A 25,288-nucleotide genomic window follows, 5' to 3' on the forward strand; every position below is an offset into this window, starting at 1 on the left:
GTGGTCACGCCCGGGTAACGTCCCCGGGTCGGCTGCCAGACCGGACCATCATCAGGAGAAGATTAACAGTGATGAAGAACGCATTTGGCACCCCCGACCACCGAGTCGGGACACTGCCCTCGGCGACGGGCTTCGTGCCGGCGCTCGAGGGGCTCCGTGCGGTCGCCGCGTTCGGCGTTCTCACCACCCATGTCGCGTTCCAGACCGGGGCCTCGACGGGGTCGTTCCTCAACCGCGTCTGGGGCCGATTCGACCTGTCCGTGGCCGTGTTCTTCGCTCTGTCGGGCTTCCTGCTGTGGCGCGCGCACGCTCTGCACGCACGCCGGGGAGGCACGGGGACCGCCCGGTCCGCCCGCGACTATCTGCGCTCCCGACTGGTGCGGATCATGCCCGCGTATCTGGTCCTGGTGGCCGCGGTGTTCCTGCTGATCCCCCGGAACGCACGGAGCTCCGCCAGCACGTGGACGTCCAACCTGACACTCACCCAGGTGTACGTCCCGGACTCCCTCGTCGAGGGGCTCACGCACGCGTGGTCGCTGTCCGTGGAGATGAGCTTCTATCTGGTGCTGCCGTTGCTGTGGTGGGCGCTCGCGGGCCTGCGCGGGCGGGCGGCGCGGTGGCGCATCCCGGCGATCGCGGTCGTGGGGGTGGCGAGCCTGGGGTGGGCGCTCCTGCCGTGGTACGAGCTGGGTCTGCACGACCGGCTCAACGACCAGATCCTGCCGCCGGCGTTCGCGTCGTGGTTCGCGGCGGGGATGATCCTGGCCGAACTCGCCTGCGCCCCGCCCGGACGGGCGGCGGCGCTGGCCCGCCACCGCCACGCACGGTGGGGGTGGTGGGCGGTCGCGGCCGCGGCGTTCCTGGTGAGCACGGTGCCGCAGTGGTTCACCGAGGGGTTCGTGCACCCGTCGGGTCCGGAGTTCGCGATCCGCACCGCGCTCGGCGCCGTGGTGGCGTTCTGCCTCCTGGCCCCGGCCGCGCTCGCCCCGGCCGGCGCGCCGTCCACCGCCCCCGCCGGCCCGGGCACCGCGGACGGCGGCGGGCTGCGCTTCGCCGTTCTCGGCTCGACCGTCCTCACGACCCTGGGTCGGTGGTCGTACGGCGTGTTCCTGTGGCACGTCCTGGTCCTTCACTTCGCGTTCCAGATCGCGGCGGTGCCCATGTTCTCCGGACAGATGCTGCGGATCTGGCTGGTGACCGCGGTGGTCTCGACGGTGGTCGCGGCGGCTGGCTACGCGTTGGTCGAGGTGCCGGCCGGACGCTGGCTGGCACCCCGGCGCGCGCCGCGCGGACGGCCCGCGGACGGCCAGCTGACGGCCAGCCCGGCGCAGACGAGCCCCGCCACCGTCGCGACCTGAGGCCCCCAGCCGTCACCGGCGTAGCCCAGCGGATCCGGCCACGGGGCGCGGGACAGCACCGCGGCGCCGGCGACGATCCCCGCCCCGGCCCCCACGACGAGCAGGTGCCGGGCCCGCCCGGCTCCGAGGTACCGACTCGCCACCAGCGCACCCACGGTCAGCCCGGCGGTCACCCCCAGCCCGACCGGCCCGGCCACCGCGAACCCGAACGCGGCGGTCGCGGCGACCGTCAACGGTCCGCGCCCGCGCCACGGCGTGGCGCGGGCCCCCGCCCGGTCACGGCTACCGCGGACGAGGAACAGCAGCAGGACCAGCAGCAGCGCGAGCGGCCCGGTGAGCAGCGCCGCGCGGTACGGCGCATCGAGCGGCACGGTGAGCACGAGGGTGGCGCCGGTGGTGGTGGCGGGCAGCACCCAGCCCTGCTTCCACCCGTCGACGGTGACCGGACGCGGGTCGGCCAGGTCGGTGCCGTCGTCGGCGACGAGCCGGGCCTGCCACGCGGGCGTGACGGATTCGGGGATCACCAGGACGCGTTCGCGCGGCGCGGACGGCACGCGCAGTTCGCGCCGCGAGTCGTCCCACAGCGCGGTGGCGACGGCCCGGGCGGGGTGCGGGGCACCACCGAGGATCGGCGCGGGGCCGCCCCCGGTGCCTCCCGTGCGGCTCCCGGTTCCCGGGTCGACGACGACGAGGCCCACCGTGTCGACGGAGAACGCCTGACCCGGGTCCACCGAGACCTCCTGCGGTCCCGCGTCCAGCCGGACGGCGGAGTCGTCGCAGAGTTCGGCCGTGACCGCGCGGCCCTCGAGCAGCGCCCGTCGGCTGGCGGTGATCCGCGTGCCGACGACCCGGTCGCCGAGGTGCAGCTTCGGCCCGTCCCGGCAGGTCAGGGTGACGGGCTCGTCGTCGGCGGCGGGCAGCGCGCCGATGCGGGCGCCGGTGGGGTCCTGTACCCACACCTCGGCGATGCCGGTGGGCAGCCGCGCGCCGGTGGGACCGCGCACGTCCCGGGTGTCGTCGACGCGGACGGTGATCCGATCGGTGTGGTCGGCGGGGACGTCGACGACGACGGAGCCGTCCTCCTCCGGGGTGAGCGTGGCCAGGTCGACGCGGGTGCGTTGGACCCCGGTGTCGACGGTGATGACCTCGGGCGCGGCGGGGGCCGCGGAGCGGGGTGCCCAGAGGCGGAGCGAGCCGACGAGCTGGCGACCGGGCAGGCTCAGGGCGAGCGACGGCGCGGGAACGTCCGGCGCGTGCCAGCTGGTGGAACGGTCGCCGTCGACGGCCGCCGACGGCCTGCCCGCGGGGTCGTCCACGAGCGACTCGCCCGTCGCGCGGACCTGCCGTGCGCGGGTGGCCGGGTCCCCGCGCAGGACGTCGTCGAGGGCGGGGCCGGGACGTGGGCGCACGAGCAGTCGCGGGATCACTGTCGTGGCGGCGGGGACGTCGAGCAGGCGGGCGAAGCGGCCCGGTTCCTCGGGGTCGATCGCCAGGCCGGGGGCGCACCTGGCGGCGCCGGTGGACTCCTCGGCCCCGGCGAGTCCCTCGACCGGGCTGCCGGCGTGGACGCAGTCCGAGCGGCCGGACAGTTCCTGGCGCAGCAGCCAGCCGGACGGCGCGCGGGAGTCCTCGGGCCGGCCGGGCAGGGCGATGGTCCGTAGCAGTGGGATGTCCTGGCCACCGGCGGTCAGCCCGATCTCGGAGACCTCGAGGTAGGTGCCGCGGCCGCCGTCGGCGAAGCCCGTGGCCGTCACCCTGACCCGCCCGGTGGGGCCGGGCGGCAGTGGCACGGAGGTCTGTTCGCCCACCGCGGGGAACACCGTCGTGGTTCCGGTGTCGGTGCGCACCTCCAGTCTGCTGACGGGCGGTCCGGCGGCGGGGTCCGGGACGGTCAGCGTCAGGACGCCGCGGTCGAGGGGCTCGGGCAGGTCGATCTCGATCCATTCACCGAACGCGGACCCGTACCCGCCGGATCGCCAGGCGGTGTCGGGATCACCGTCGACGGCGGCGGCGACGGAGTGCGCCGGCCGCACCGGTCCGGTCTGGGCCGAGTCGGCCGCCGAGGACGACACCGTGACCCGGGCGTCCCACCATCGGGCCCGCGTGAGAGCCGGGTCGTCCTCGGCGACGGTCGCCGGGTAGTCGGGGACCGTGCCGCGGCTGCGGCGGGGGTCGCCCTCGGCCCGGACGGCCGAGGAGTTGTGGTCGACCCGGCCGAAGTCGGTCTCGCGATCCGCCGGGGAGTCCGTCAAGACCGGGCCGGTGGAGTTCAGCGGCCGCGGCCGCGGGAACGGATCGGACGCCGGGTCGACGCCGGCGGCGAGCGCGTCGGCCTCGAGCAGGCGCGTGACCCGGGACGGCGAGCCGACGGTGTCCTGAGACGCCAGCAGGTCGTCCAACCGGGACAGTGATTCGGGCCCTCCGGCGACGACCTGGAGGTCGCGGAGTTCCACCGTGTACGGCGCGGTCGCCGAGCGGGGCGGTCCGGGCGGCGCCGCATCCGATCCCAGTCGTGAGTCGACCCGGTAGATCTCGATCGCCGGATAGGCCGGCTGCAGCCCGGAATCGGGCACCACGACCACCTCGTCGTCGTTCCTGGCCCCGTCGTCACCAACCCCGTCGTCACCAACCCCGTCGTCACCGACCCGGGATCCCCCGACGGGGTCGCCGAACTCGGCGACCTTCACCAACCCGGGCGAGCCGTCGATCGCCTGGTGCACCAGCGCCGGGCGCGGCGCGGCGGCGTCCTCGGACAGGTCGTTGCGCACCACGAGGAAACCGACGCCCAGCGACGCCAGTGTGGCGGCCATCCCGGGCGCGGCGCGGCCGTCGGCCAGTCGTTGCTGCACGGCGTCGAGGGCGCGGATCGCGGGGGCCGGCTGCAACGGCACGGAGTCGCGGACCGCCCACGGCGTCCGGGCCAACGGCTGCAGGGGTTCGTCCCGGGTGACCCCCCACACCTGGCGGGCGAACGACGCGCCGGGGACCACGAGCGCACGCGTGGTGCCGGCCGGGTCGGACTCCCCGTCCTCCCCGTCCTCCCCGTCCTCCCCGTCCTCCCCGTCCGCACCCGGCCGGTCCACCGGCGCGTTCTCCGACAGCCACCGCGCCGCGTCCGGCCAGTGGTCGGGCAGCGACTCATGCGCGCCGACTGGCGCGAGCCTGCCCAGCCACGCCGGGGCCACGGACACACCCGCGGCCAGCACGATCACCATCGCCACGGCCACCGACCGGTGGCGCTCCGGGTGCGCCAGCGCGTCCACCACGTGGACGCGGGGGGTCTCGTCCCGGGCGGCCCCGTCGCCGCCCCGGGCGAGTCCCGCGAGCAGACAGGACAGCAGGTGGGCGACGCCCAGTACCAAAGGCAATCGCAGTAGCGGCTCGAACTTGTGGACGTTGCGCAGCGCGGCGCCCGGGCCGTCGAGGACGGCGCGCAGGGTCTCGGCGAGGCCGCCACCGGCGGGCCCGACCCACGGCGCCGCCATCGCCACCAGGCCGACGGCGCCGATCACCAGCAGCCGGCCCCGTGCGGGCATCCCGCGCCACAGCAACCCCACGACGCCGGCCGCGGCGAGCACCCCGGTGGCCAGGACGAACACCGGCTCGCTCGTGAGGTCCGCGCCGGCGGTCCGGTCGGTCGACACGAACGGGACCCACGTCGAGGCGCCACGCAGCACCTCGGTCACCGAGGACCACCGGGTGGTGACCTGAGCCGACTCGATGTAGTCGAGGAACGGGGGCGAGACCCGGCCGAGCAGCACCAACGGCACCGCCCACCACACGCACACCGCCGCAGACAGCGGCAGCCACCACGCGGCGAGCCGCGCCCAGGTGCGGTCCGGACGGTGCAGGGCCCACCACAGCACCGCGGGCAGGCAGGCGGCCGCGGTGGCGACGGCGTTGACCGCACCCATCAGTGCCAACGCCAGCGCGGCACCTGCCCCGCCCCGGCGCGGCGACATCCGCCCCTGCAGTACCCGGATGACCGGCAGCAGCACCCAGGGCGCGAGGGCGACCGGCCAGATCTCCGACGAGATCGAGCCCAGGTCGCCGAGCATGCGCGGCGCGAGCGCGTAGAGGACGCCCGCGACCGGGCGCGTGACGCGGGTGCCGATGCGCAGCGCGGCGGCGACGCGGACCACGCCGACGAAGGCGACGGTCAGCACGACGGCCCACCACAGGCGTTGGGTCAGCCAGGCCGGCATCCCGACCAGGTCGAAGACCGCGAAGAACGGGCCCTGCGGGAACAGGTATCCGTACGCCTGGTTCTGCACCTGGCCGGAGAAGGACAGCCCGGTCCACAGGTGGGTGGCCTGGGCGAGGAAGCGCCCGGGGTCCACGACGAGGTCGTACTTGGTGTCCGGGACGACCAGACCCGGGGACTGCAGGCACGCCAGCAGGAGAAAAGCGAGGAACGCGACGACCGCGTCACGCGCGCCGGCGCCGAATCGGGCCCCGCGGATCACCTACGCCGGCGTGAGGGATTGACGGCTGCGCGGGATCAGCGCGCGCCGTACTCGACCTGGCCGAGCAGGGCCTGGTCGGCCGGCGGCTGCGCGACCTCGGGGATGGAGTTCTCGGCCATGGCGGTGTTGACCCCGAAGGCGACGATGCCGCCGAGGACGATTCCGCCGACTGCGCTGGCGAGCGCTCCGGTACCGAAGCTCATCGGGTTCTCCCTGCGGTTCACGTGACAATGTCTGACGATGTCTTACGGCGGGTGCTGTGGAGCACACCGACGCCGGAAGAGTAGCACCCGCGGCCCGCCGGATCGGTGGAGCGGCTCCCATAAGTCCTTACCGGCGGGTAAGTTGGGTGTGGCACATGACACCGCGCCACACCAGACCGCACCACACCGCACCGCAGAGCGCCCGCCGGGAGGAGACCTGTGACGACGGGGACCAAACGCATCCCACGCGCGATCCGCGAGCAACAGATGCTCGATTCCGCGATCAGCGTGTTCTCCGATCTCGGCTACCGGTCGGCCTCGATGGACACCATCGCCCGCCACGCCAGCATCTCCAAGCCGATGCTGTACCTGTACTACGGCTCCAAGGAGGAACTGTTCGCCGCGTGCGTGGTCCGGGAGTCCGGGCGGCTCATCGACCACCTCACCGACGCCGCGACCGGCAGCGCCGGGCCACGGCGGAGACTCGAGGGCGTCGTCCAGGCGTTCCTGGAGTTCGTCGACCAGCACACGGACTCGTGGAACGTCGTCTACCGTCAGGCATTCGCCGAACCCCAGTTCCGTGAGGAGGTCGAGAAGACCCGGTCGGTCCTGGTGGATCTGACCACCGACCTCCTCGCGCAGAACTCCGTCGACGAGCGCAGCCGCGAGGTGCTCGAGGTCGTCGCGACCGCCCTCGTCGGGGCGGGCGAGGCGGTCGCCGACCGCGTCGCGCACCGCTCGATCCCCACGTCGGTGGCCGCCGGGGTCGTCGTCGAGCTCGCCTGGCGTGGCCTCGCGGGCGACCCAGCGAAGTCACTCACCACCGCCACAGAGGAGAAGCCGTGACCGACACGTCCACCGCCACCGCCCGCCGGTCCGAGGCCGCCCGGACCCTCAGCCCGGCCGACCTCGCCAAGGGCCTGCCCTCCCTGGTCGCCGACCTGCCGTCCGTCCTCAACGGTCTCCGCATCGTCCGCACCTCGCGCAGCAGCCACAAGGTGTCCATCGGCCGCCGCTTCCAGAAGCTCGCGGCCGACCGGCCCGACGCCCCCTTCCTGAAGTTCCTCGGCACCGAGATCACCTACGGGGAGGCCAACCGGCGGGCCAACCGCGTCGCCGAGGTGCTCAGGGCGCGCGGGGTCCAGCGGGGCGACACCGTCGGCATCTGCATGGTCAACCGCACCGAGGTCATGCTCGCGATCCTGGGTGCGGTCAAGGTCGGCGCGTCGGTGGGCCTGCTCAACCACCACCAGCGCGGCGAGGTCCTCGACCATTCGCAGAAGATCATCGAGTCCAAGGTCGTGCTCGTCGGCGCCGAGTGCGCCGAGGCCGTCCAGTCCGTCTCCCGGGAGAACTGGGTCGGCGAGCTCGTCGCCGTCAGCTCCCCGATCGACCTGCCCTTCCGCGAGTTCCGCGCGAACCACCGCCCGGAGGAGCTGTCCGACCTGACCTGGCTGGAGGACGAGCTCGACGCACTGGGCGACGACGTGGGTGACATCAACCCGCCGGAAGCCGACGACACCGTGGGGGACGAGACCGCCTACTACGTCTTCACCTCGGGCACGACGGGCCTGCCCAAGGCCTCGACGATGTCCCATTACCGCTGGAACAAGGCGATGGCCGGGTTCGGCCTGTCGGGCGTGCGCCTGCGCAAGGACGATGTCCTGCTCTGTCCGCTGCCGATGTACCACAACAACGCCCTCACGGTGGGCCTCGGCTGCGTGCTCGCCGCGGGTGCCTGCATGGCGATCGAGGAGCACTTCTCGGCGTCGAAGTTCTGGGACCAGGCCCGCGCGGCCGGCGCGACCGCGGCCATCTACATCGGCGAGATCTGCCGGTACCTGCTCAACCAGGATCCCGGCCCGGGCGACCGCGACCACTCCATCCGCGTCGTGACCGGCAACGGCCTGCGCCCGGAGATCTGGCACGAGTTCCAGGAGCGGTTCGGGATCGGTCGAATCTGCGAGTTCTACGCGGCCAGCGAGTGCAACATCGCGTTCGTCAACGCCTTCAACGTCCCACGGACCACCGGCTACTGCCCCATGGACTTCGCGATCGTCGACTACGACCCCGAGACGGGTGAGCCCCGCCGGGGCGACGACGGCCGTCTGACGAAGGTCGGCAAGGGCAAGACCGGCCTGCTGATCAGCGGGATCTCCGACTCCCAGCCCTTCGACGGCTACACCGACGCCGAGGCCACGGAGAAGAAGATCGTCCGCGACGCCTTCAGCGACGGTGACGCCTGGTTCGTCTCGGGCGACCTCATGCTCGACCAGGGACTCAAGCACGCGTCCTTCGTCGACCGCCTGGGCGACACCTTCCGCTGGAAGGGCGAGAACGTGGCCACCACCGAGGTCGAGGCCGCGGTCAGCTCCCTTCCCGAGGTGGACCAGGCCGTGGTCTACGGCGTGGCCGTCCCGGACGCCGACGGCAAGGCGGGAATGGCGGCGGTGCGTCTGCACGACAAGTCCGACTTCGACGGTGCGGCGATGGCGAAGCACCTGCGCGACTCGCTGCCCTCGTACGCGGTGCCCCTGTTCGTCCGGCTGTCCAAGGAACTCGAGCAGACCTCGACCTACAAGAGCCGCAAGAACGAATTACGTGATCAGGCGTTCGACACCTCGAAGTTCGATGACCCGCTCTACGTGTTGTCCAAGGAGAACGGGTACGTCCCGTTCTACGATGGCGCGGAGAACGACGTCGTCGCCGGCACCGTCTGAGTCCCCCCGCCCGACCCGGCCGGCGCCCCCCTACCAGGAGGTCCAGCCGCCGCATGCCCAGTAGTCGCATGCCCAGCCGCCGCACGTCGCGCCGCGCCCGGCCCGACCTGTCCCGCCGCTCGCTGTTGATCGGCCTCTCGGCCGGCCTCGGCGGGGCGGCGGGGTGGGCCCTGACGTCGATGATCGGGGCGGGTGACGACGACGAGGGGTCCGGTTCCGGCCAGGATGCGGACTCGGTGGGGCCGCGCCCGTACGTGCCGCCCGAGGGAGCCGTCCCGGTGACCGAGCCCCGCCGCCACTACTACGCCGATCCGGGCGACACCGACGGCCAGACGTTCGGCGACCTGTACCTACCCGACTCCGCGAACCCGGCGTTGCCGGTGGTGGTGCTGGTCCACGGCGGGGGGTGGAAGGACTCGCTCGGCCTGGCGTACATGGAGAACCATGCCCGCGACCTGGCGTCCTTCGACGTGGCGGTGTGGAACGTCGAGTACCGGCGGGTGGACTCCGGCGGCGGCTGGCCCACCACCGTGGCGGACGTCTGCGATGCCGTCGACCACCTCGCCGAGGTCTCCGCGCAGCTCGACGGCCGGTTGGATCTACGCCGGGTGGTGGTGGCCGGGCACTCCTCCGGCGGTCATCTCGCGCTGTGGGTCGCGGGGCGGGCGCGGCTACCGTCCTCGCTGCCCGGGTCCCGGCCGGTCGTGCCGGTCACCGGCTGCGTCTCCCTGGCCGGGGTGTCGGACCTGCTCATGGCCGAGCGCACCGGCGACCGGTACGTCCACAGGCTCCTCGGTGGCCGCCCGGACGATCGCCGCCAGCGCTACGTCGACGCGTCCCCGGCCACGCATCTTCCCGCCGGGATTCCGGTGGTGTGCGTCCACGGCCGCGACGACAAGGTGGTCCTGCCCGAGCAGTCCGAGTCGTATGTCCGGGCGGCCCGCCGCGCCGGCGACCCGGCCCGGGTCTCGCTGGTCCCCGGCGGGCACGACCCGTGGGGCGACATCAGCGGCACCGTGTGGCACGACACCCGCGACACGCTGCTGGCCATGGCCCGCCGCAACCCCAACCCGGTGGGCTAGCTCCAGCCGGTGTCCACGCGGATCCGTTCGAGCCGCCGGTAGGCGATCAGCCACTGGCCGTCCACCTTCCGGTACCGCTCGTGGTAGTGCCCCCAGCCGTGGAGCCGCCGTTCACGGCCGTCGACCGACCACCACAACCGGTCCTCCATCGCCCAGATGCCGGTGGCCGTGGGCTCACCGGTGGTCGGGTCCGGGCCCGTCAGCTCCAGCAGCGGCGTGTGCCCGTGATGGACGCTCGTCACCGGGTTCGGACCGTCGAGGGTGTCGCGGATCGCGGCGGTGAGCGCCTCGCGCCCGCGCACCTCGGCAGCGCCGCCGCTCGCCGCCCACGACTCGCTGACCACATCCTCGGTGTGGCACGGTCCGTAGGCGTCCCACTGTTTGGTGTCCATGACGTACAGGCGCCGGGCGAAGACCGCCCGGATCGCCTCGAGGTCCTCCACCGCGCTCCCGTCGTGCAGCCGGCTCAAGTCGTGTAATCAGCGTTGATCGAGATGTATTCGCGACTCAGGTCGCAGCCGTAGACGGTGCAGGCCCCGTCGGCCACGCCGGCGCCGCTCTCCACACCCAGGTCGACGGCGATGGTGACCTCCTCGGCCCGCATGATCTCGGTGAGCCGCTCGAGTTCGGCCTCGCCCGGGAACGCCGGGTAGGTCTCGAGGTCGCCGAACACGATGCGGACCCGCTCGGGGTCGATGTCCGTGTCGTCGTGGCACTTGCCGATCGCCATGGCGACCCGTCCCCAGTTGGGGTCGGCGCCGTGGACGGCGGTCTTGACCAGCGGGGAGTTGAGGATCGCCTTGGCCACCCGCTTGGCCTGGGCCCGGTCCCGCGCGCCCGTGACCTCGACCGTGAGGAGTTTGGTGGCGCCCTCCCCGTCGCGCGCGAGCTGGCGGGTCAGGTCGAGGCAGATCGCCTCGAACGCCTCACGCAGTTCGACCTCGCCGACAGGGTCGCCCGCGCCGCTGGCCAGGGCGATCGCGGTGTCCGAGGTCGAGGTGTCGGTGTCGACGGACAGGCAGTTGAAGGTCTCGTCCACCGCGGCCCTGAACGCGGAGTCCAGCACCCCCGGCTCCACCGCGGCATCGGTGAACAGCACCGCGATCATCGTGGCCATGTCCGGTTCGACCATTCCGACGCCCTTGGCGATGCCCACGATCTCGGCGGTGCCGCCCGTCGTCGTCGTCACCTCCACCCGCGCCGTCTTGGGATGGGTGTCCGTAGTCATCATCGCGGTGGCCAGCGCGACCGCGTCGGCGTCGAACCCGGCGCCGGCCAGCCCGTCGAGATGCGCGCGCAGCAGGTCCATCGGGTACCGCCGGCCAATGACGCCGGTGGAGGCGATGAGCATCTCCTCCGGCGCCGCCCCCACGGCGGCGGCCGCGTGATCGAGCACCTCGCGCGCGTCGGCCATGCCCTGTTCGCCGGTGGCGACGTTGGCGTTCTTGGCCACGACCACCACGCCGCGCGCCCGACCGCTCGCAGCATTGGCGCGGCTGAGCACGACCGACGGTCCGGCGAAGAGGGACCGGGTGAACACTGCGGACGACGCCGGGGAGGGACCGTCGTTGACGACGACGAAGACGTCATCCCCGCGCTCACGCAGTCCCGCGGCACCCGAGTGGGCGCGGAAGCCCGGCGGGAGCGGGATCGTCTGGGCGGCGACGGTGGCGTTCGGCGGAGTCATGCCGACCATTCTCCCCCGCCGATGTCCGCGGGCGGTGTGCGACCACCCGGAGCGGTGTGCCGGAGCGGTCCGCCGGGGCGCGTCGGCACCCGACAATTTCACGAATGTGACCGCACTAACAAGAGAGAAAAGTGCGACGCGATATGCTGCGTCGATAAAGAAATGAGCAATTCACACACTTTCCCGGACCCCTGCCAGAAGTGGTAATTCCGCGATCGCTGCGTAACGTCCTCCAGCGGATTCGGGATGTACATCGCGAGTCCGAAAGCAGGACTGCACCACGAGTGCGGCGCACCCTCGCGCCGCCCGCAGACGAAAGGATCATCACATGATCGAGCAGATCTTCACCGGCGTCCTCAACTTCTTCAACAGCCTCATCAGCACCGGCTCCGACGCCGCCGAGGGCTTCGTCAGCACCGGCTCCACCGCTGCCGAGGGTGTCTACGGCACCGTCACCGGCTCGCTCGGCAACGTCGTGGGCTCGCTCTGAGCTGAGTGACGCTGGACCCGCGAGGTCCTAGTCGCATTCAACGCCGACATTCTCTTTCGAGAATGTCGGCGTTGTGCATTTATCAGCCCATTCTTCTCCCGCCTTCCGGACTTTTCCGGGAAAGCCCGGCACGCCTTTCGGCAATGAATGTGGCGCAGATCACATTAAACCGCGAGTGCCTGCCAACCAGCGAAAGTAAAGAGCATTCCCCGTGAATCGCCCGCGCGCGACACTGAACCGGGTGACTCCTGATGCAGCCGTACGTAGCGTCCGGAGGTGAGTTCCCGACAGGCCTCGTGCTCATCGAGGACTCCGCTAAACCGAGCGACGCACCAGGCGTCGCATCCCCCGACGAAAGGACCATCTCATGGGTTCCATCGAGACTTTCCTCCCCGGCCTCGCCACCGGCTCCGCCGCCGTTAACACCGGCTCGCAGGTCGTCGACGGCGGTGCCGACCTGGCCGCCAACGTCCTCGGCTTCTTCGCCGGCCTCGTCGGCACGGTCACCGACGCCCTCGGTTCCTGAGCCGACGCGCCTGACGGCGCCTCGCCCGGGCCCGGCTTCGGTCGGCCCGAGCGCAGAGTGAGACCGGCCCCCGCTACGGCGGGGGCCGGTTTCCGCATTCCCGCAACCCGTTCGGTCGCAACCCGTTCTGTCGCGGCCCGTTCCGTCCACACGCGCCGGTACCGTGGAGCCATGGAACTCGACCTGACCCGCCACGTCGCCGCCGACCCCGACACCGTGTGGGCCGTGCTCACCGACATCCCCGAGGCGCACCGCACGCTCAGTGGCGTGCTGGCGGTCGAGATCCTCACCTCCGGCCCGTACCAGCCCGGTCTGCGCTGGCGTGAGACGCGCAAGATGTTCGGGATGAAGGCGACCGAGGAGATGATGGTGCTGGCCGTCGAGCCGCCACATTCCACCACCATCGTCGCCGAGAGCGGCGGCACCGAGTACAAGACCGTCTTCACGATCACCCCGGACGCCGACGGCGGTTCGACCCTTCGGATGCGGTTCGGTGCACACACCGCTCACGCCCCCGCGGTCTCCCGGGTCGTGATGTCCGTGATGGGCCGGTTCGCGGAGAGGTCGACCCGCAGGACGATGGAGCAGGACCTGGCGGACATCGCCGCCGAGGCCGAGCGGCGGGCCGGGTGACCCGCACCCGGCCGGGCGCCGATCAGCCCCGCAGCGCCACCGCCCGGTCCCACAGGTCCGCGACGACCTCCGACGCCGGCCGATCGGCGTAGGCGTCGGCCGCCCGCCAGCGCGACCCCGCCCACAGCGGCGGCACCTCGGAGTCCCCGGCCTGCGCGGCGGCCTTGCGCATGGGCCCGGTGAGCAGGTGGAGATGCGGGTACGCCGGGGGCGCCACCGCATCGAACTCCTCCACGAAACCGTTGACGAGCGCCCGGGCGTAGCGGCCGGTGTAGCAGCGGGTCGGCCGGGACTCCGTGAACCCGGGGTCGGCCAGCGCGCTCCTGTGCAGGTCGCTCGTGCCGGCCTCCGGGGTGCGCAGCAGGACGGTGCCCAGCTGCACACCGTCCGCCCCGGCGTCGAGCACGGCGACCACGTCCTCCGGCGTGCTGATCCCGCCGGCGGCGACGAACTGCGTCTCCGGCAGCGCCTCACGCACCGCCCGCACCAGCGCCACTGTGGTGATGCCGTCGGGCTCCTCCCCCACCGTCGTGGTGGAGCGGTGTCCTCCGGCCTCGGCGCTCTGCACCGACAGCCAGTCCGCCCCCGCCTCGACCGCCCGGCGTGCGTCGGCGACCCCGGCCACCGTGACGACCACGGCCGACCCCGCCTCCTGCAGAGCCCGGACCATGCCGGGATCCGGGATCCCGAAGGTGAAGGAGACCACCGCGACCGGGTCCGCCACCAGCGCCGCGAGGCTGGCGTTCTGGTCGAAGTCGGTGAACTCCGGCTCCTCCGGGAGCGTGACCCCCAGCCGTCGTGCGACCGGCCCGATCGCCGCCGCGTACCCCGCCACCGCGTCCCGTCCACCCGCCGCCGACAGGGCGGCGTCGGAGTCGTCCCGGTCCACGAGGAAGACGTTCACCCCGAACGGCGCGTCCGTCAGCTCACGCACACGCGCGATCTCCGCGCGGAGGCCGGCGGCGTCGAGGTACCCCGAACCGATCATCGCGAGCCCGCCCGCCTCGCCGACCGCGGCGATGAGCTCCGGCGTTGTGGGTCCGCCCGCCATCGGCGCACCGATCACGGGACGCCGCAGGTGGGACGGCAGGAGGCGGGGCCGGACGTGGCGGGTGTCGTCGTGGATCATGCCCCCGACGCTACGCCCGGCGGTACCGCCCGGCGTCGGGTCACCGCATAGACCGCGCCGCCGACGACGAAGACGACGACGCCCCCGATCACCGACTGCCAGGGCAGACTCCCGGCGACCACCACGCACCCGATCGCACCCAGCACCGGCACCCAGGCCGGCAGTCGCCGATGCCGCCGATCGAGGCGCAGTGCGGCGGCGTTCGCCACGAGGTAGTAGATCAGCACCGCGAAGGAGGAGAACCCGATCGCCTGACGGACGTCCGCGACCAGCACGATCGCGGCCACCAGCACGCCCACGCAGAGCTCGGCGACGTACGGCGTTCGCGTGATGGGATGCACGGCCGCGAGCGGCGCGGGCAGGTGCCGGTCGCGCGCCATCGCCATCGCCGTTCGGGACACGCCGAGCACCCCACCGAGCAACGCCCCCAGGGCCGCGATCCCGGCGGCGATTCGGACCACCGACGCGAGCACCGCGCCACCGCCTGACTCGCCACCGTCTCCTGCGCCACCGCCTGCCGCGCCGCCGACCTGAGCGGCCGCGTCGAGCACCGGCGCGGCGCTCGCGGCCACTCCCCCCACCCCGAGCACGTGCACCGTGGCGGCCAACACCGCCGCGTAGACCCCGATGACCACGGTGATCGCCACGACGACCGCGCGGGGGATCGTGCGGGCGGGCTCACGCACCTCCTCGGAGAGGGTGGCGATGCGGGCGTATCCGGCGAAGGCGAAGAAGCAGAACCCCGCGCCCCCGAGGACCCCGAGGACCCGGGCGGGCCACGCCTCACCGTCGACGGCGGGCGGTGGCGCCACCGGGCCGGCACTCGCGGGCCCCGTGACCCACGCCATCGCGACGAACACCGCCAGAACCGCCAGCACGATTCCGACCAGCACCTTCGACGCGGCGGCCGTGCGCTGCACGCCGAGCACCGACAGGATCGTCAGCGCGAGCACCGCCGCGGCCGCGACGAGGTCGGCGTGCCCGGGCCAGGTGTACAGGCCGACGGTGAGGGCCATCGCCGCGCAGGATGCGGTCTTGCCCACCACGAAACCCCATCCGGCGAGGAACCCCGGCAGCGGCCCGAGGTGTTCGCGCCCGTAGACGTACGTCCCTCCCGCCGAGGGGAACTGCGCCGCCAGCCGGGCCGACGACAACGCGTTGCACACGGCCACCACCGCGGCCACCGCGAGCGAGACCCACACCAGCGAGCCGGCGCGGGCCGCGGCGGGCGCGAACGCCACGAACACCCCGGCCCCCACCATCGCGCCGAGTCCCACGACGACGGCATCGGACAGGCCCAGTCTGCGCTCCAGAGTCGACGTCACCGTGTCACCATCACAAACCCGGGTGGACGGCAGATGAACGTGGCACCCGGCCCCCCGCTCGAATTCGGCTCACCCGCCGGTCCGGATACATTGGGGGTCGTGTCCCTCACCCGCCGGCTCCGCGTGACGGCTGCCGTCCTCATCACCGGACTGGCGATGAGCGGGTGCGCGGACGACGAACCCGTGGACCCGGCCCCCGTCAGCGCTGCGGCCACCCCGGCAGCGACAGCGGCTGGCGCTGCGCCGCCCGCGCCACCGGCGCCGCCACCTGCACCGCCGTGCGAGTCGCCCCTGGATTCACTGAGCCAGCGGGAGCGGATCGCGCAACTGTTCACCGTCGGCGTGAGTTCGATGGCAGACGCCCGGCAGGCGGTCGAGCAACACAAGATCGGGGGGATCTTCCTCGGTGGCGGCGTCGTCGGCGAGGTGGTCTCGGGCGACGCGCTCGCCCGTCTCCAGCAGGACTCTCCCCTCCCGCTGCTGGTCGCGATCGACGAGGAGGGCGGCCGCGTGTCCCGCATCGCCCCCTACGCCGGCCCGCTGCCGTCCGCCCGGGTCATGGCGGCCACCATGAGTCCGGAGCAGGTCCGGTCGGCGGCCCGCGCGCGCGGCGAGTTCCTGCGCGGGATGGGCGTGACCGTCGACTTCGCCCCCTCGGTCGACGTGTCCGCGCAACCGGACGGCGCCGTGATCGGGGACCGCTCCTTCTCCCCCGATCCGGCCCGCGTGGTGCGCTATGCCCGCGCGTTCGCGACCGGACTGCAGGACGCCGGTGTGGCCCCGGTCTTCAAGCACTTCCCCGGCCACGGCCGCTCCTCCGGCGACAGCCACAACCAGTCGGTGACCGTGCCACCCCTGGACCAGCTCGTGCCCCACGACCTGCACCCGTTCGCCGAACTCGCCGGGACCCCCGGCGCCGGCATCATGCTGGGCCACCAGCAGGTGCCCGGACTGACCGGGGTGGACCGTCCGGCCTCGCTCTCACCGGCGGCGTACCGACTCCTGCGGGAGGGCCACGGTTACGGGGCGCAACCGTTCGACGGACCGATCTTCACCGACGACCTGTCCGGCATGCGCGCGGTCACCGACGCCTTCCCGCTGCCCCGGGCGGTCGCCGAGTCGCTCATCGCCGGCGCGGACTCCCCGCTGTGGATCACCACGGCCGGGATCGGCGAGGCCTTGGACGCCGTCGAACAGGCCCTGGCCAATGGCGCCCTGAGCAGACAGGCCCTCGACCGCTCCCTGATGCGCATGGCGGCACTGCGCGGGATCCCCGGCTGTGTGGGCGGCCCCGCCACCGGGCAGGTCGAGGGCGCCGCCGCACTGTCCGCACCGATCCCCGACCTCGCCCCCCGCGCCGGACTGCCCGCACTGCCGGGGCCACCCGGCTGACCGGTCAGCCCGCGCCCTCCGGAGTCGCCGCGCCCCCGGTCCACACGCCCGAGGATCCGCGACGGTGCGAATCCACCAGGTGGGTGTCGACCACCCCGATCGCCTCCATCAGCGCGAAGACGGTCACCGGTCCCACGAAGCTGAAACCCCGTCGTTTGAGCTCCTTCGCGAGCGCCTCCGACTCCGGCGAGCGGCTGGGTACCTCGTCCGCGGTCCGCGGCTGCGGGGTGGTCTCCGGCCGGTACGACCAGATCAGCTCCCCGAGCCCGCCCTCGGACCGCAGGGCTACCACTGCACGCGCGTTGGCGATGGCGGCGTCGATCTTCCGGCGGTTGCGCACGATCCGCTCGTCGGACATGAGCCGGGCCACGTCGTCCTCGGTGAAGGCGGCGACAGCGTCCGGGGAGAACCCCGCGAACGCCTCCCGGAAGGCCGGGCGCTTGCGCAGGATCGTCACCCAGCTGAGCCCGGACTGGAATCCCTCGAGGACCAGCCGCTCGAACAGGCCGGCCTCGTCGCGGACGGGCACGCCCCACTCGGTGTCGTAGTACTCCCGCAGCAGGGGGTCCCGCGCCGCCCAGGGAGGTCGCCTCAGTCCGTCCTCGCAGAGCACCGTGCCGGCGGCGGAGGCGTGGTTCTGGGTCTGGTTCTGGGTCTGGATCTGTGTCTGGGGCTGGGTCTGCATGGGGTCTCCCGGGTTCATCGGACCACCCGTGTGGCGGTCGCCCGCCACCCTAGGACCGCGCTACGACAGCACGCCCGTGAGCTGGACGATCCGCACCAGAGCCAGGACCAGCAGCGCCACACCCACCACGAGGGTGAGCACGCGCCCGGCCACGCGGCCGTACGACAGGAACCGGTCGATCCGGCGGGTGGCCGCGGTGATCCCGCCCGACCGGACCCGCGCCAGGGCGACGATCAACCCGGCACTGGGCAGGATCGCGATGATCGCGAAGTACAGGATCTGCAGCAGCTTGGACCACCACGGGGTCTCGGCGAAGGAGATGAGCACCATCCCCGCGGCGAACGGCGCCGACGTCCCGGACTGGATGACGCCCAGGGCGACACCCGTGGCCATGATCCCGAACTTCTGCAGGATGTTCTGCGTCAGCGGCGCCTCGACGCTCTCCTCCTTGGCCTCGGCGGGCTGCCGCAACCCCATGACCGTGATGACGAGGCCGACCACGCCGAGCGCGACCATCGCCCACAGGTTGTAGAACAGGCTGCGGACGAACTCCTGGTTGTTGCCGATCACCCACACCGAGATCAGCGAGAGCAACACGATGCCGCAGAACGCGCCGCCGGTGAACCGTGCGGCCCGCGGCGCGAACGCGACCCCGCGTCCGGCAGAGGTCAGCCACAGGCCCGCGATGACGGCGAAGGCCAGGAGGTTGAGCGAATCGATCGCCGCGAAACCCAGCAGGCTGAGGTAGTACTGCACCGGACAACCCTACCGACGTCGGCCCGGCCGGAAGTCTCGGAGGCCGTCGGGATCAGCGTCGTCGTCGCGGTCGCGGCCCTCGTTGTCGTCCCGCTCGCCGTCGTCCCGCTCGCCGTCGTCCCGCTCGCCGTCGTCCCGCTCGCCGGCAGAGCTCCCCTCCCGGCGCGGGCGGCCGAACACCGACCGCTCGCGGCGCCGCAGCACGTCGAGGTCCCGCACGGTCCAGCTCCGCACCGGTGCCGGGACACGCCACTGTCGCCACCACGCGACCATGCGGAACGCGAACACGAGGAAGGACAACACGGTCGCGGCGATCGGCCCCCAGGTGTCGGTGGCCACGGCGAGGGCCGTCAGGGCGGCACCGGTCGCCGCCGGGATGACATACAGGTTGGAGCCGCTGAACACCGCGGGGATCTCGTTGGCGACCACGTCCCGCAGCAACCCGCCGCCCACCGCCGTGACCACCCCGAGCAGCAGCGCCGACGCGACCGGCATCCCGTGATCCAGCGCCCGCGCGGTGCCGAAGGTGCAGAACAGCCCTAGGCCCGCGGCGTCGAACGCGACGATCAGGGTCTGCACGCGGTGGATGAGCGAACCGAGCAGGTACACGACCGCCGCCGCGACCACGGGCGCGACCAGGTAGATCGGCTCCGACAGCGCGAGCGGGGTGACCCCCAGCAGGACGTCACGGATGATGCCGCCACCGAGACCGGCGAGAAGCCCCAGCACGAGGCCACCGGTGATGTCGATGTCCTTCCGCGCCGCCAGCAGGTTCCCGGACAGGGCGAAGAAGAACACACCCATCAGGTCGAACCACAGGACCAGCGGCGAGGACTCCACGGCGGGGCCTAGACCACCGCGTCGGCCGCGTCCGACGCATCCGTGGTGGAACGCGCGTGATGACGGTTGCGCACCGCCCGGAACGTCCAGAGCTTGTTGACGATGAAGTTGATCGGCATCGTGATGAGGATCGTCAGCAGCTGACTCCAGTACTCACGGGAGTTGATCCCGGCGTCCTCGTGGAACAGCGGCTCCGGTAGGTAGAACGGGCTGGTGGGGTTGGTGAACGCGAGCTTGATGAAGATACCCGCGGCCGCCGCCACCGACCCCACCACGAGGAACGGCCAGAACTCCTGCCAGGGCGGCGCCTTGTGCCCCTTGCCGAACGTCCAGTGCCGGTTGAGCAGGAAGTTGTAGACGTTCGCCACGAGGAAGGCCACGATCCACACCAGCGTGGTGAACCGGAAGTTGAACTCCGTCCCCCCGAGCGGGAAGAGGATGTCCTGGGCGTTCTGTGTCCCGCCGTTGGCCTTGTTCATCAGGACCGTGACGATCATGTTCACGACCATGCCGGAGCCACCCACGATCCCGAACATGAGGAACTGTCGGGCGCCACGACGGTAGCGGCCGGGTTCGGGGAGGGCTGGGGTCACAGGCGATGAGTGTAGGCGTTCACCGCCCTCTCAGGCCGCGCCGTGTCCTTCCGCGATGCGTTCCGCCGGGTCCTCGATGGGCCCGGGTGCGGTGCCGTCGCCGAACGGTCGACCGCCCAGTTCCTCGCGGTGGTGCGGGGTGAGCAGACCGGACAGGTCCGGCCCCTTGGGGACCACACCGGTGGGGTTCACGTCCCGGTGGACGTCGTAGTAGTGCTCCTTGATCTGCGGGAAGTCGCAGGTGTCACCGAAACCGGGGGTCTGGAACAGGTCCCGCAGGTAGCCCCACAGCGCGGGCATCTCGGAGATCTTGTTGCGGTTGGCCTTGAAGTGGCCGTGGTAGACCGCGTCGAAGCGGACCAGTGTGGTGAACAACCGGATGTCCGCGACGGTGATCGTGTCGCCGACGAGGTAACGGCGCGTGGACAGCCGCTCCTCGAGCCGGTCCAGCGATTCCCACAGCTCGTCGTACGCCTGCTCGTAGGCGTCCTGGTCCGCCGCGAATCCGCAGCGGTACACGCCGTTGTTCACGGTGGGGTAGATCCACGAGTCCAGCTCGTCGATCTCGTCCCGGTGCTCGGCCGGGTACAGGTCCGGGGCACCCTCGCGGTGGAAGGCCGTCCACTCGGAGAGGAGATCGAAGTTGAGCTTCTGATAGGCGTTGGTCACCACCGACTTCGTGGGCAGATCGACCAGCGCGGGGACCGTGATGCCGCGCGGGTAATCGGGGATCCGGTTGAAGTAGGCCTCCTGCAGGCGGTGCAGGCCGGTCTCCGGGTCGCGCTCGTCCGGGTCGAGGTCGAAGACCCAGGAGTTGACATCGTGCGTGGGGCCCGCGAGACCCATCGAGATGACGCCCTCGAGTCCCATGAGTCTGCGCACGATGATGGTGCGACTGGCCCACGGGCAGGCGCGGGCGGCCATGAGTCGATACCGGCCGGGCTCCACCGGCCACCGCATCTCGCCCACCCTGTCCCCCACCGGTTCCGACCCGGCCGGTACGTCCGCCACCACGCGATCGTTGATGTAGGTGGCGTCGCGGACGAACTCGCCGTCGGTCGAGGCGTTCCTGGCGGGCGTGAAGTCGGAATCGGCAGCCATGAGGGCCTCCAGAGGTAGGCGTGAGGTCATTGATGCATCACCAACATACCGGGTGGAATGTGGCCAGGCCAGCCCTCCTCCCCACAAGGGGTGTGCGACGCTGGGCACCATGGACTCCGCGCACGTCGACGACGTCCCCGCCCGCTACTCCGACTTCGCCGAGTTCGAGGTCCGCGGACGCACCCCGGTGTACCTCTCCTGGGCCCGGGGCATCGCGGACGACCCCGCCACCAGCGACCTCATCGCCTCTCTGCCCCGGATCAAGCGTCAGCCGGCACTGTTCTTCGCCGCCGCCCGGCATGCCGGCGCACCCGAGACCGAGGACTACCCGGCCTTCCGCGACTTCGTCCACGCCCGGTGGTCGGAGATCGAGCAGGTCATCCTCACCCACTCCACGCAGACCAACGAGGCCAAGCGCTGCGCGGTGCTCCTGCCGTTCCTGTCCCTGCTGCCCGGACCGCTCTCGCTGGTGGAGATGGGCGCCTCCGCCGGCCTGTGCCTCTACCCGGACCGCTACGCCTACCGGTACACGCTCGACGGCGGCGTCACCCGCGAGCTGACGCCCGCATTCGTCGACTCTGCCGCGGCGCCCCCGGTCCTGGACTGCGACCTGCGCGACGGCGTCCCGCTGCCCCGCGCGTTGCCGGAGGTCGTCCACCGGGGCGGCGTCGACCTCTCCCCCATCGATCCCGCCGACGCCGACTCCCGCGCCTGGCTGCACAGTCTCATCTGGCCCGGACAGCAGGCCGAGCGCGGTCCCCGCCTCGACGCCGCGCTCGACATCGCGGGCGCCGACCCTCCGCAGATCATCGCGGGCGATCTGGTCGAGGAGCTGGAGGCCTCCGTCGCCGCCTGCCCCGCAGGGTCGACACCGGTGGTGTTCCACACCGCAGTGCTCGGTTACCTCGAGCCGCCGGCCCGCGCCGAGTTCGTCCGCCGGGTCGCCGAGCTGGACTGTGTGTGGATCTCGGTCGAGGGTGTGACCCTCCTGCCCGACGTCGCCGCGCAGGTCCCGGAGTCGATCCGTCGACACAAGGGCATCTTCGTCGTCGCCGTCAACGGTCGCCCCCTGGCCACGGCGCACGGTCACGGTGAATGGGTCCGCGCGCTCGACATGCCCTGAGCTAGCCGAACGGCCACCCGCGCCGCATCGGCGCGTCCGTTCCGGCCCCACCCACCTCGGGCTCGATGAGGTACTCCGTGCCGAAGGCCACGGCGTAGATGTCCGGCGGGAAGGCCAGCATCATGCCGATGTCACTGGTCTGACTGGCGTGGCACTGCATCGCGCGGCGCTTGAGGTCGATCACGTCCGCGGGCAGGTCGACCGCCCACGTGATCTCCGACTCCGCGACACCGATCGGTTGACCGTCGTCCCCGGTGAGGATCGCCTGCCGGATCCGGTCCACGTCGAGGTCCATCCCACCGGACGCCAGCGCCTGCATGAACTCCGCCGCCTCGGGACTGTCGAGCATCGCCAGCTGGGCGTCCCGGTTGGTCGTGGCCTCGAGCAGGCGCGGGCGCCGCGCGGCCAGTTCCACCGCACGGCGGGCGATCCGGTGCACCGCGATGTGGTCGGGGTGCCCGTAGTTGCCGTGATGGTCGTACCCCACCAGGACGTCGGCGTCCTCGCGGTCGCAGATCCGCGCCACCCGCGCCGCGGCGTCGTCGACGTCGGCGCGGTGCAGGCACAGCGGGTCATCGTTCTGTTCCCACCCGGTCATCCCCGAGTCGCGGTATCCCAGCCAGTCGATCCGGGCCACGCCCAGTACCGCCGCCGCCGCCCGTGCCTCCCCTCGCCGGTACTCGACCAGGTCGCCGTCGGGTCCGAGGTGCTCGGGACGCTCGCCGTGATCGCCGTCGGTGGCGAACACCGTCACCACACGGTGCCCGTCGCGGGAGGCGAGCGCCATCATCCCCGCGGTCTGCGAGGTTTCGTCGTCGGGATGGGCGTGGAGGAACACGATGGTCGACACCCGGACATTCTGCCCTGCCCGACCGCCCGGCGCGGGGCGGCCAGCTCAGGCGCGGGCGGCGGGGTGGACGGCGAGCCAGCGGTCGAACGCCTCGGCGCTGGTGAGCTCGGGCGAGTAGCCGAAGACCTCACGGAGCCGGCTGTTGTCGAGCACCGGCTCGGGGACCGCAAGGGTGCGCTTGCCGAGCGGCGCAGCGATCTGGTCGATGGTGAGCGTTCCCGTGCCGGCGACGTTGTAGACACCGGCCGGCCCGTCGCCCACGGCGCGCACGATGATCGCCACCAGGTCGGTGTCCCAGATGAAGACGAACGGCGAGTCCGACCCCCGGACGGCGAGCAACGGTGGAACAGGGCGGTGATCTGGTTGTCCACGGTGTCGCCGAGGATCGTGCCGATGCGCAACACGACCTGGTCGAGATGGGGGTGCTCGCGGCGGGCGTCGGCCAGCATGTGCTCGACGAGCGCCTTGTGGTGGCTGTAGGCGAACGCGCTGGTGCCGCGGACGGCGTGGTCCTCGGTGATCGACACCGACAGCGCAACGTCGCCACGCGCCCGGTGCGTGAGGATGTTGGAGACGTTGCCGGGCGGGCAGCACGCCACGAGGATCATGCCGAGCGCGACCGACCCCTGCACGCCGAGCAGCAGCGTCAGCAGGAACGTCAGCGCGGGCAGCAGCGCGAACTGTGCTGCCACGGCCACCGCGAACGCCCTGGGCTTGCGCAGCGCCAGCCGGAAGTCGGAGAGCCGCGTGTCCATGGCGATGCCGAACAGGATCAGTCCCAGGACGATCTTCAGCGTGGTGAGGGACCCGGAGTCGAACGCGATCCGGATGTCGTCGACGTTCACGAGCCGGCCCCCGGTGTCTGCGCGGAGTCCGAACCCGCCGCCTCCATGCGCGCGACCAGCCCGGTCACGGCGCCGCGGTAGGCGCTCTTGTTGACGTAGTAGGCCATCCGGTCCAGCCCGAGGTAGTTGTAGCCCCCCGTGAGGTCCGGGCGGGGGCCGCGCCGGGAGGAGTCGACGACGGCGAGGGCCGCACGCCCGGCCGGGAAGTCGTCACGGCGTGCCGCGAGATAGCGGGCGACGAGGTCGGCCTGTTCGTAGCGGCCCTGCCAGCCGATGCCGGAGGCCTCGAGCATGCCGAGTACCGCGAGGTCGTCGCGGGCCGACGGGAAGATGTTGACGTGCAGGTCCGGCGCGGGGGCGCTCTCGGCCCAGTCGAGGTGGCGGCGGTCGATGAACGGGTAGTTCAGCACGTAGCCGGTGGCGAGCATGACGAGGTCGTACTCGCCAGACGTCCCGTCGACGAAACGCACGGTCCGCCCGTCGAACCGGTCGATGTCCGCCCGGACCCCGATGTCGCCGTGGCCCACGTGCTGCAGGATCAGACTGTTGACGACGGGGTGGGACTCGTAGATCTTGTGGTCGGGCTCGGGGAAGCCGAACCGGGTCGGGTCGCCGGTGAAGGCCTTGAGTACCCGCGAGTCGATGGACTGCTTGATCCGCGGGGGCAGGGGGCGACCGCCGGACCCGAGGGTGTCGGCAGGTCGGCCGAAGAGATACTTGGGCACGAAGTGGTAGCCGCGCCGCACGCTGATGTCGACCGACGCGGCGTGGTGGACGGCGTCGACCGCGATGTCGCAGTCGCTGTTGCCCCCGCCCACCACGAGGACGCGCTTCCCGGCCAGCTCCCGCGGGTACTTGTAGCGGCTGGTGTGGCGGACCTCGCCACTGAAGTGCCCCGCGAACTCCGGGATCTTGGGCTCGGAGAGGGTGCCGTTAGCGATCACCAGCGCCGAGAACTCCCCGGCGTAAGCCCCGGGCCCGGGGCCCACCTCGTCGTCGTCGTCAATCCCCTCGCCCCCACCCACCGCGCGCACGGTGAGTCGCCATCCGGAGTCGCGCTCGCCGCTCACCGGTTCCGCGCGGACCACCTCGGTGCCGAAGCGGAACCGGTCGCGGAGGCCGAAGTGGTCGGCGAAGTCGCGGAAGTAGGCCAGCAGCCGGCGGTGGTCCGGGTAGTCGGGGGTGTCGGCCGGCATGGGGAACTCGGCGAACTCCGTGGTGCGGGCGGAGGAGATGAGGTGGGCCGACGCGTAGACCGTGCTGCGCGGGGAGTCGATGTTCCACCGCCCGCCGACGTCTCCGGCGAGATCGAAGCCCACCCAGGCGACGCCCTGCGGTCGAGGTTGCGGGCTGCGGCCAGGCCGGAGGGCCCGGCCCCGATGATGGCGACTGGACGGGTGTCAAAGATGGGCACGGGTACAGATACTGCCCCAGAACGCGAGAATCCCCGGCCGGTCTCGTCCGCACTGGACGAAATCGACCGG

Annotated in this window: 22 protein-coding genes and 2 pseudogenes; 9 read left to right on the forward strand and 15 right to left on the reverse strand. The window is 72.1% G+C overall.

Features of this window, described 5'->3' with window-relative positions; translation table 11 throughout:
- Positions 1–71: 71 nt before the first annotated feature.
- On the forward strand, positions 72–1,358 hold the full coding sequence (locus AB5G72_RS15815; RefSeq protein WP_440220365.1) for an acyltransferase family protein: 1,287 nt from the start codon (positions 72–74) through the stop codon (positions 1,356–1,358).
- A 938-nt stretch (positions 1,359–2,296) separates the two neighbouring features.
- Here the strand turns inward: AB5G72_RS15815 and AB5G72_RS15820 are convergent.
- Positions 2,297–5,824, reverse strand: a pseudogene (locus tag AB5G72_RS15820) (alpha-(1->3)-arabinofuranosyltransferase); the annotation flags it as partial.
- A gap of 35 nt (positions 5,825–5,859) precedes the next feature.
- Entirely contained in the window at positions 5,860–6,027 is a 168-nt protein-coding gene (locus AB5G72_RS15825; protein ID WP_082923887.1) for a DUF2613 domain-containing protein, read from the reverse strand.
- A 219-nt stretch (positions 6,028–6,246) separates the two neighbouring features.
- Here AB5G72_RS15825 and AB5G72_RS15830 point away from each other — a divergent pair, with 219 nt between their 5' ends.
- Genes AB5G72_RS15830 through AB5G72_RS15840 form a run of 3 tightly spaced genes read left to right on the forward strand, consistent with a single transcriptional unit; the run spans position 6,247 to position 9,829 of the window.
- Positions 6,247–6,873, forward strand: a complete 627-nt coding sequence (locus tag AB5G72_RS15830; protein WP_082923886.1) for a TetR/AcrR family transcriptional regulator — start codon at positions 6,247–6,249, stop codon at positions 6,871–6,873.
- On the forward strand, positions 6,870–8,747 hold the full coding sequence (locus AB5G72_RS15835; protein ID WP_440220366.1) for a long-chain-acyl-CoA synthetase: 1,878 nt from the start codon (positions 6,870–6,872) through the stop codon (positions 8,745–8,747). Before AB5G72_RS15830 ends, AB5G72_RS15835 begins: the two co-directional genes overlap by 4 nt.
- 53 nt (positions 8,748–8,800) lie before the next feature.
- Positions 8,801–9,829, forward strand: a complete 1,029-nt coding sequence (locus AB5G72_RS15840; protein WP_440220367.1) for an alpha/beta hydrolase — start codon at positions 8,801–8,803, stop codon at positions 9,827–9,829.
- Here AB5G72_RS15840 and AB5G72_RS15845 read toward each other — a convergent pair.
- Both AB5G72_RS15845 and argJ read right to left on the reverse strand, forming a co-directional pair.
- The gene (locus AB5G72_RS15845) at positions 9,826–10,299 is read right to left on the reverse strand and encodes a nuclear transport factor 2 family protein (RefSeq protein ID WP_154831062.1); all 474 of its coding nucleotides are present in this window, start codon (positions 10,297–10,299) and stop codon (positions 9,826–9,828) included. The two genes, AB5G72_RS15840 and AB5G72_RS15845, sit on opposite strands and share 4 nt — an antisense overlap.
- Positions 10,296–11,516: a bifunctional glutamate N-acetyltransferase/amino-acid acetyltransferase ArgJ gene (argJ, locus tag AB5G72_RS15850; RefSeq protein ID WP_120282818.1), complete on the reverse strand. Its 1,221-nt coding sequence runs from the start codon at positions 11,514–11,516 to the stop codon at positions 10,296–10,298. The genes AB5G72_RS15845 and argJ overlap by 4 nt, the downstream gene beginning before the upstream one ends.
- Before the next feature lie 328 nt (positions 11,517–11,844).
- On the opposite strand from argJ, the gene AB5G72_RS15855 reads away from it, so the two are divergent.
- The 3 genes from AB5G72_RS15855 (at position 11,845) to AB5G72_RS15865 (ending at position 13,165) form a co-directional block, all read left to right on the forward strand.
- Positions 11,845–12,006: a hypothetical protein gene (locus AB5G72_RS15855; RefSeq protein WP_167457789.1), complete on the forward strand. Its 162-nt coding sequence runs from the start codon at positions 11,845–11,847 to the stop codon at positions 12,004–12,006.
- Positions 12,007–12,373: 367 nt separating this feature from the next.
- The gene (locus AB5G72_RS15860) at positions 12,374–12,532 is read left to right on the forward strand and encodes a hypothetical protein (protein ID WP_182616812.1); all 159 of its coding nucleotides are present in this window, start codon (positions 12,374–12,376) and stop codon (positions 12,530–12,532) included.
- Between the two features lie 171 nt (positions 12,533–12,703).
- Positions 12,704–13,165 (forward strand): SRPBCC family protein, encoded by a 462-nt coding sequence (locus AB5G72_RS15865; protein WP_396444885.1) that lies wholly within the window; start codon positions 12,704–12,706, stop codon positions 13,163–13,165.
- A gap of 22 nt (positions 13,166–13,187) precedes the next feature.
- On the opposite strand, the gene AB5G72_RS15870 is transcribed toward AB5G72_RS15865, so the two are convergent.
- Both AB5G72_RS15870 and AB5G72_RS15875 read right to left on the reverse strand, forming a co-directional pair.
- Positions 13,188–14,294 (reverse strand): NAD(P)H-dependent flavin oxidoreductase, encoded by a 1,107-nt coding sequence (locus tag AB5G72_RS15870; RefSeq protein ID WP_440220368.1) that lies wholly within the window; start codon positions 14,292–14,294, stop codon positions 13,188–13,190.
- Complete coding sequence (locus tag AB5G72_RS15875; RefSeq protein WP_440220369.1) at positions 14,291–15,619, reverse strand: APC family permease; 1,329 nt, start codon at positions 15,617–15,619, stop codon at positions 14,291–14,293. Before AB5G72_RS15875 ends, AB5G72_RS15870 begins: the two co-directional genes overlap by 4 nt.
- A 99-nt stretch (positions 15,620–15,718) precedes the next feature.
- Between AB5G72_RS15875 and AB5G72_RS15880 the strand changes: the two genes are divergently transcribed.
- The gene (locus AB5G72_RS15880; protein ID WP_440220370.1) at positions 15,719–17,011 is read left to right on the forward strand and encodes a glycoside hydrolase family 3 N-terminal domain-containing protein; all 1,293 of its coding nucleotides are present in this window, start codon (positions 15,719–15,721) and stop codon (positions 17,009–17,011) included.
- Between the two features lie 4 nt (positions 17,012–17,015).
- On the opposite strand, the gene AB5G72_RS15885 is transcribed toward AB5G72_RS15880, so the two are convergent.
- The 5 genes from AB5G72_RS15885 to AB5G72_RS15905 are packed head-to-tail and all read right to left on the reverse strand — an operon-like array spanning position 17,016 to position 20,986.
- Complete coding sequence (locus tag AB5G72_RS15885) at positions 17,016–17,696, reverse strand: DNA-3-methyladenine glycosylase I (protein WP_067715923.1); 681 nt, start codon at positions 17,694–17,696, stop codon at positions 17,016–17,018.
- 60 nt (positions 17,697–17,756) lie between these two features.
- Positions 17,757–18,452, reverse strand: coding sequence for a hypothetical protein (locus tag AB5G72_RS15890; RefSeq protein ID WP_067715919.1), 696 nt, complete (start codon positions 18,450–18,452; stop codon positions 17,757–17,759).
- A 9-nt stretch (positions 18,453–18,461) separates the two neighbouring features.
- Positions 18,462–19,292, reverse strand: a complete 831-nt coding sequence (locus AB5G72_RS15895; protein WP_440220371.1) for a trimeric intracellular cation channel family protein — start codon at positions 19,290–19,292, stop codon at positions 18,462–18,464.
- Between the two features lie 8 nt (positions 19,293–19,300).
- On the reverse strand, positions 19,301–19,885 hold the full coding sequence (locus AB5G72_RS15900; RefSeq protein WP_082923884.1) for a GtrA family protein: 585 nt from the start codon (positions 19,883–19,885) through the stop codon (positions 19,301–19,303).
- A 30-nt stretch (positions 19,886–19,915) separates the two neighbouring features.
- A complete protein-coding gene (locus AB5G72_RS15905; protein WP_271800463.1) occupies positions 19,916–20,986 on the reverse strand; it encodes a glutathione S-transferase family protein in 1,071 nt (356 codons plus the stop codon).
- Positions 20,987–21,095: 109 nt separating this feature from the next.
- Between AB5G72_RS15905 and AB5G72_RS15910 the strand changes: the two genes are divergently transcribed.
- Positions 21,096–22,109 carry a DUF2332 domain-containing protein gene (locus tag AB5G72_RS15910; RefSeq protein WP_440220372.1) on the forward strand — a complete coding sequence of 338 codons (1,014 nt, stop codon included), beginning with the start codon at positions 21,096–21,098 and terminating at the stop codon, positions 22,107–22,109.
- Position 22,110: 1 nt separating this feature from the next.
- Here the strand turns inward: AB5G72_RS15910 and AB5G72_RS15915 are convergent, their stop codons facing one another.
- From AB5G72_RS15915 to AB5G72_RS15930, 4 genes and pseudogenes are all read right to left on the reverse strand, one after another.
- On the reverse strand, positions 22,111–22,959 hold the full coding sequence (locus tag AB5G72_RS15915; protein ID WP_440220373.1) for a PIG-L family deacetylase: 849 nt from the start codon (positions 22,957–22,959) through the stop codon (positions 22,111–22,113).
- A gap of 45 nt (positions 22,960–23,004) precedes the next feature.
- On the reverse strand, positions 23,005–23,298 hold the full coding sequence (locus AB5G72_RS15920) for a hypothetical protein (RefSeq protein WP_256820457.1): 294 nt from the start codon (positions 23,296–23,298) through the stop codon (positions 23,005–23,007).
- A gap of 236 nt (positions 23,299–23,534) precedes the next feature.
- Positions 23,535–23,714, reverse strand: a pseudogene (locus tag AB5G72_RS15925) (bile acid:sodium symporter family protein); the annotation flags it as partial.
- A gap of 86 nt (positions 23,715–23,800) precedes the next feature.
- Positions 23,801–25,123 (reverse strand): flavin-containing monooxygenase, encoded by a 1,323-nt coding sequence (locus AB5G72_RS15930; RefSeq protein WP_440220374.1) that lies wholly within the window; start codon positions 25,121–25,123, stop codon positions 23,801–23,803.
- Positions 25,124–25,288: the final 165 nt, after the last annotated feature.

The organism is Dietzia sp. MNB45 (assembly GCF_051994785.1).
Classification (GTDB): Bacteria; Actinomycetota; Actinomycetes; order Mycobacteriales; family Mycobacteriaceae; genus Dietzia; species Dietzia kunjamensis.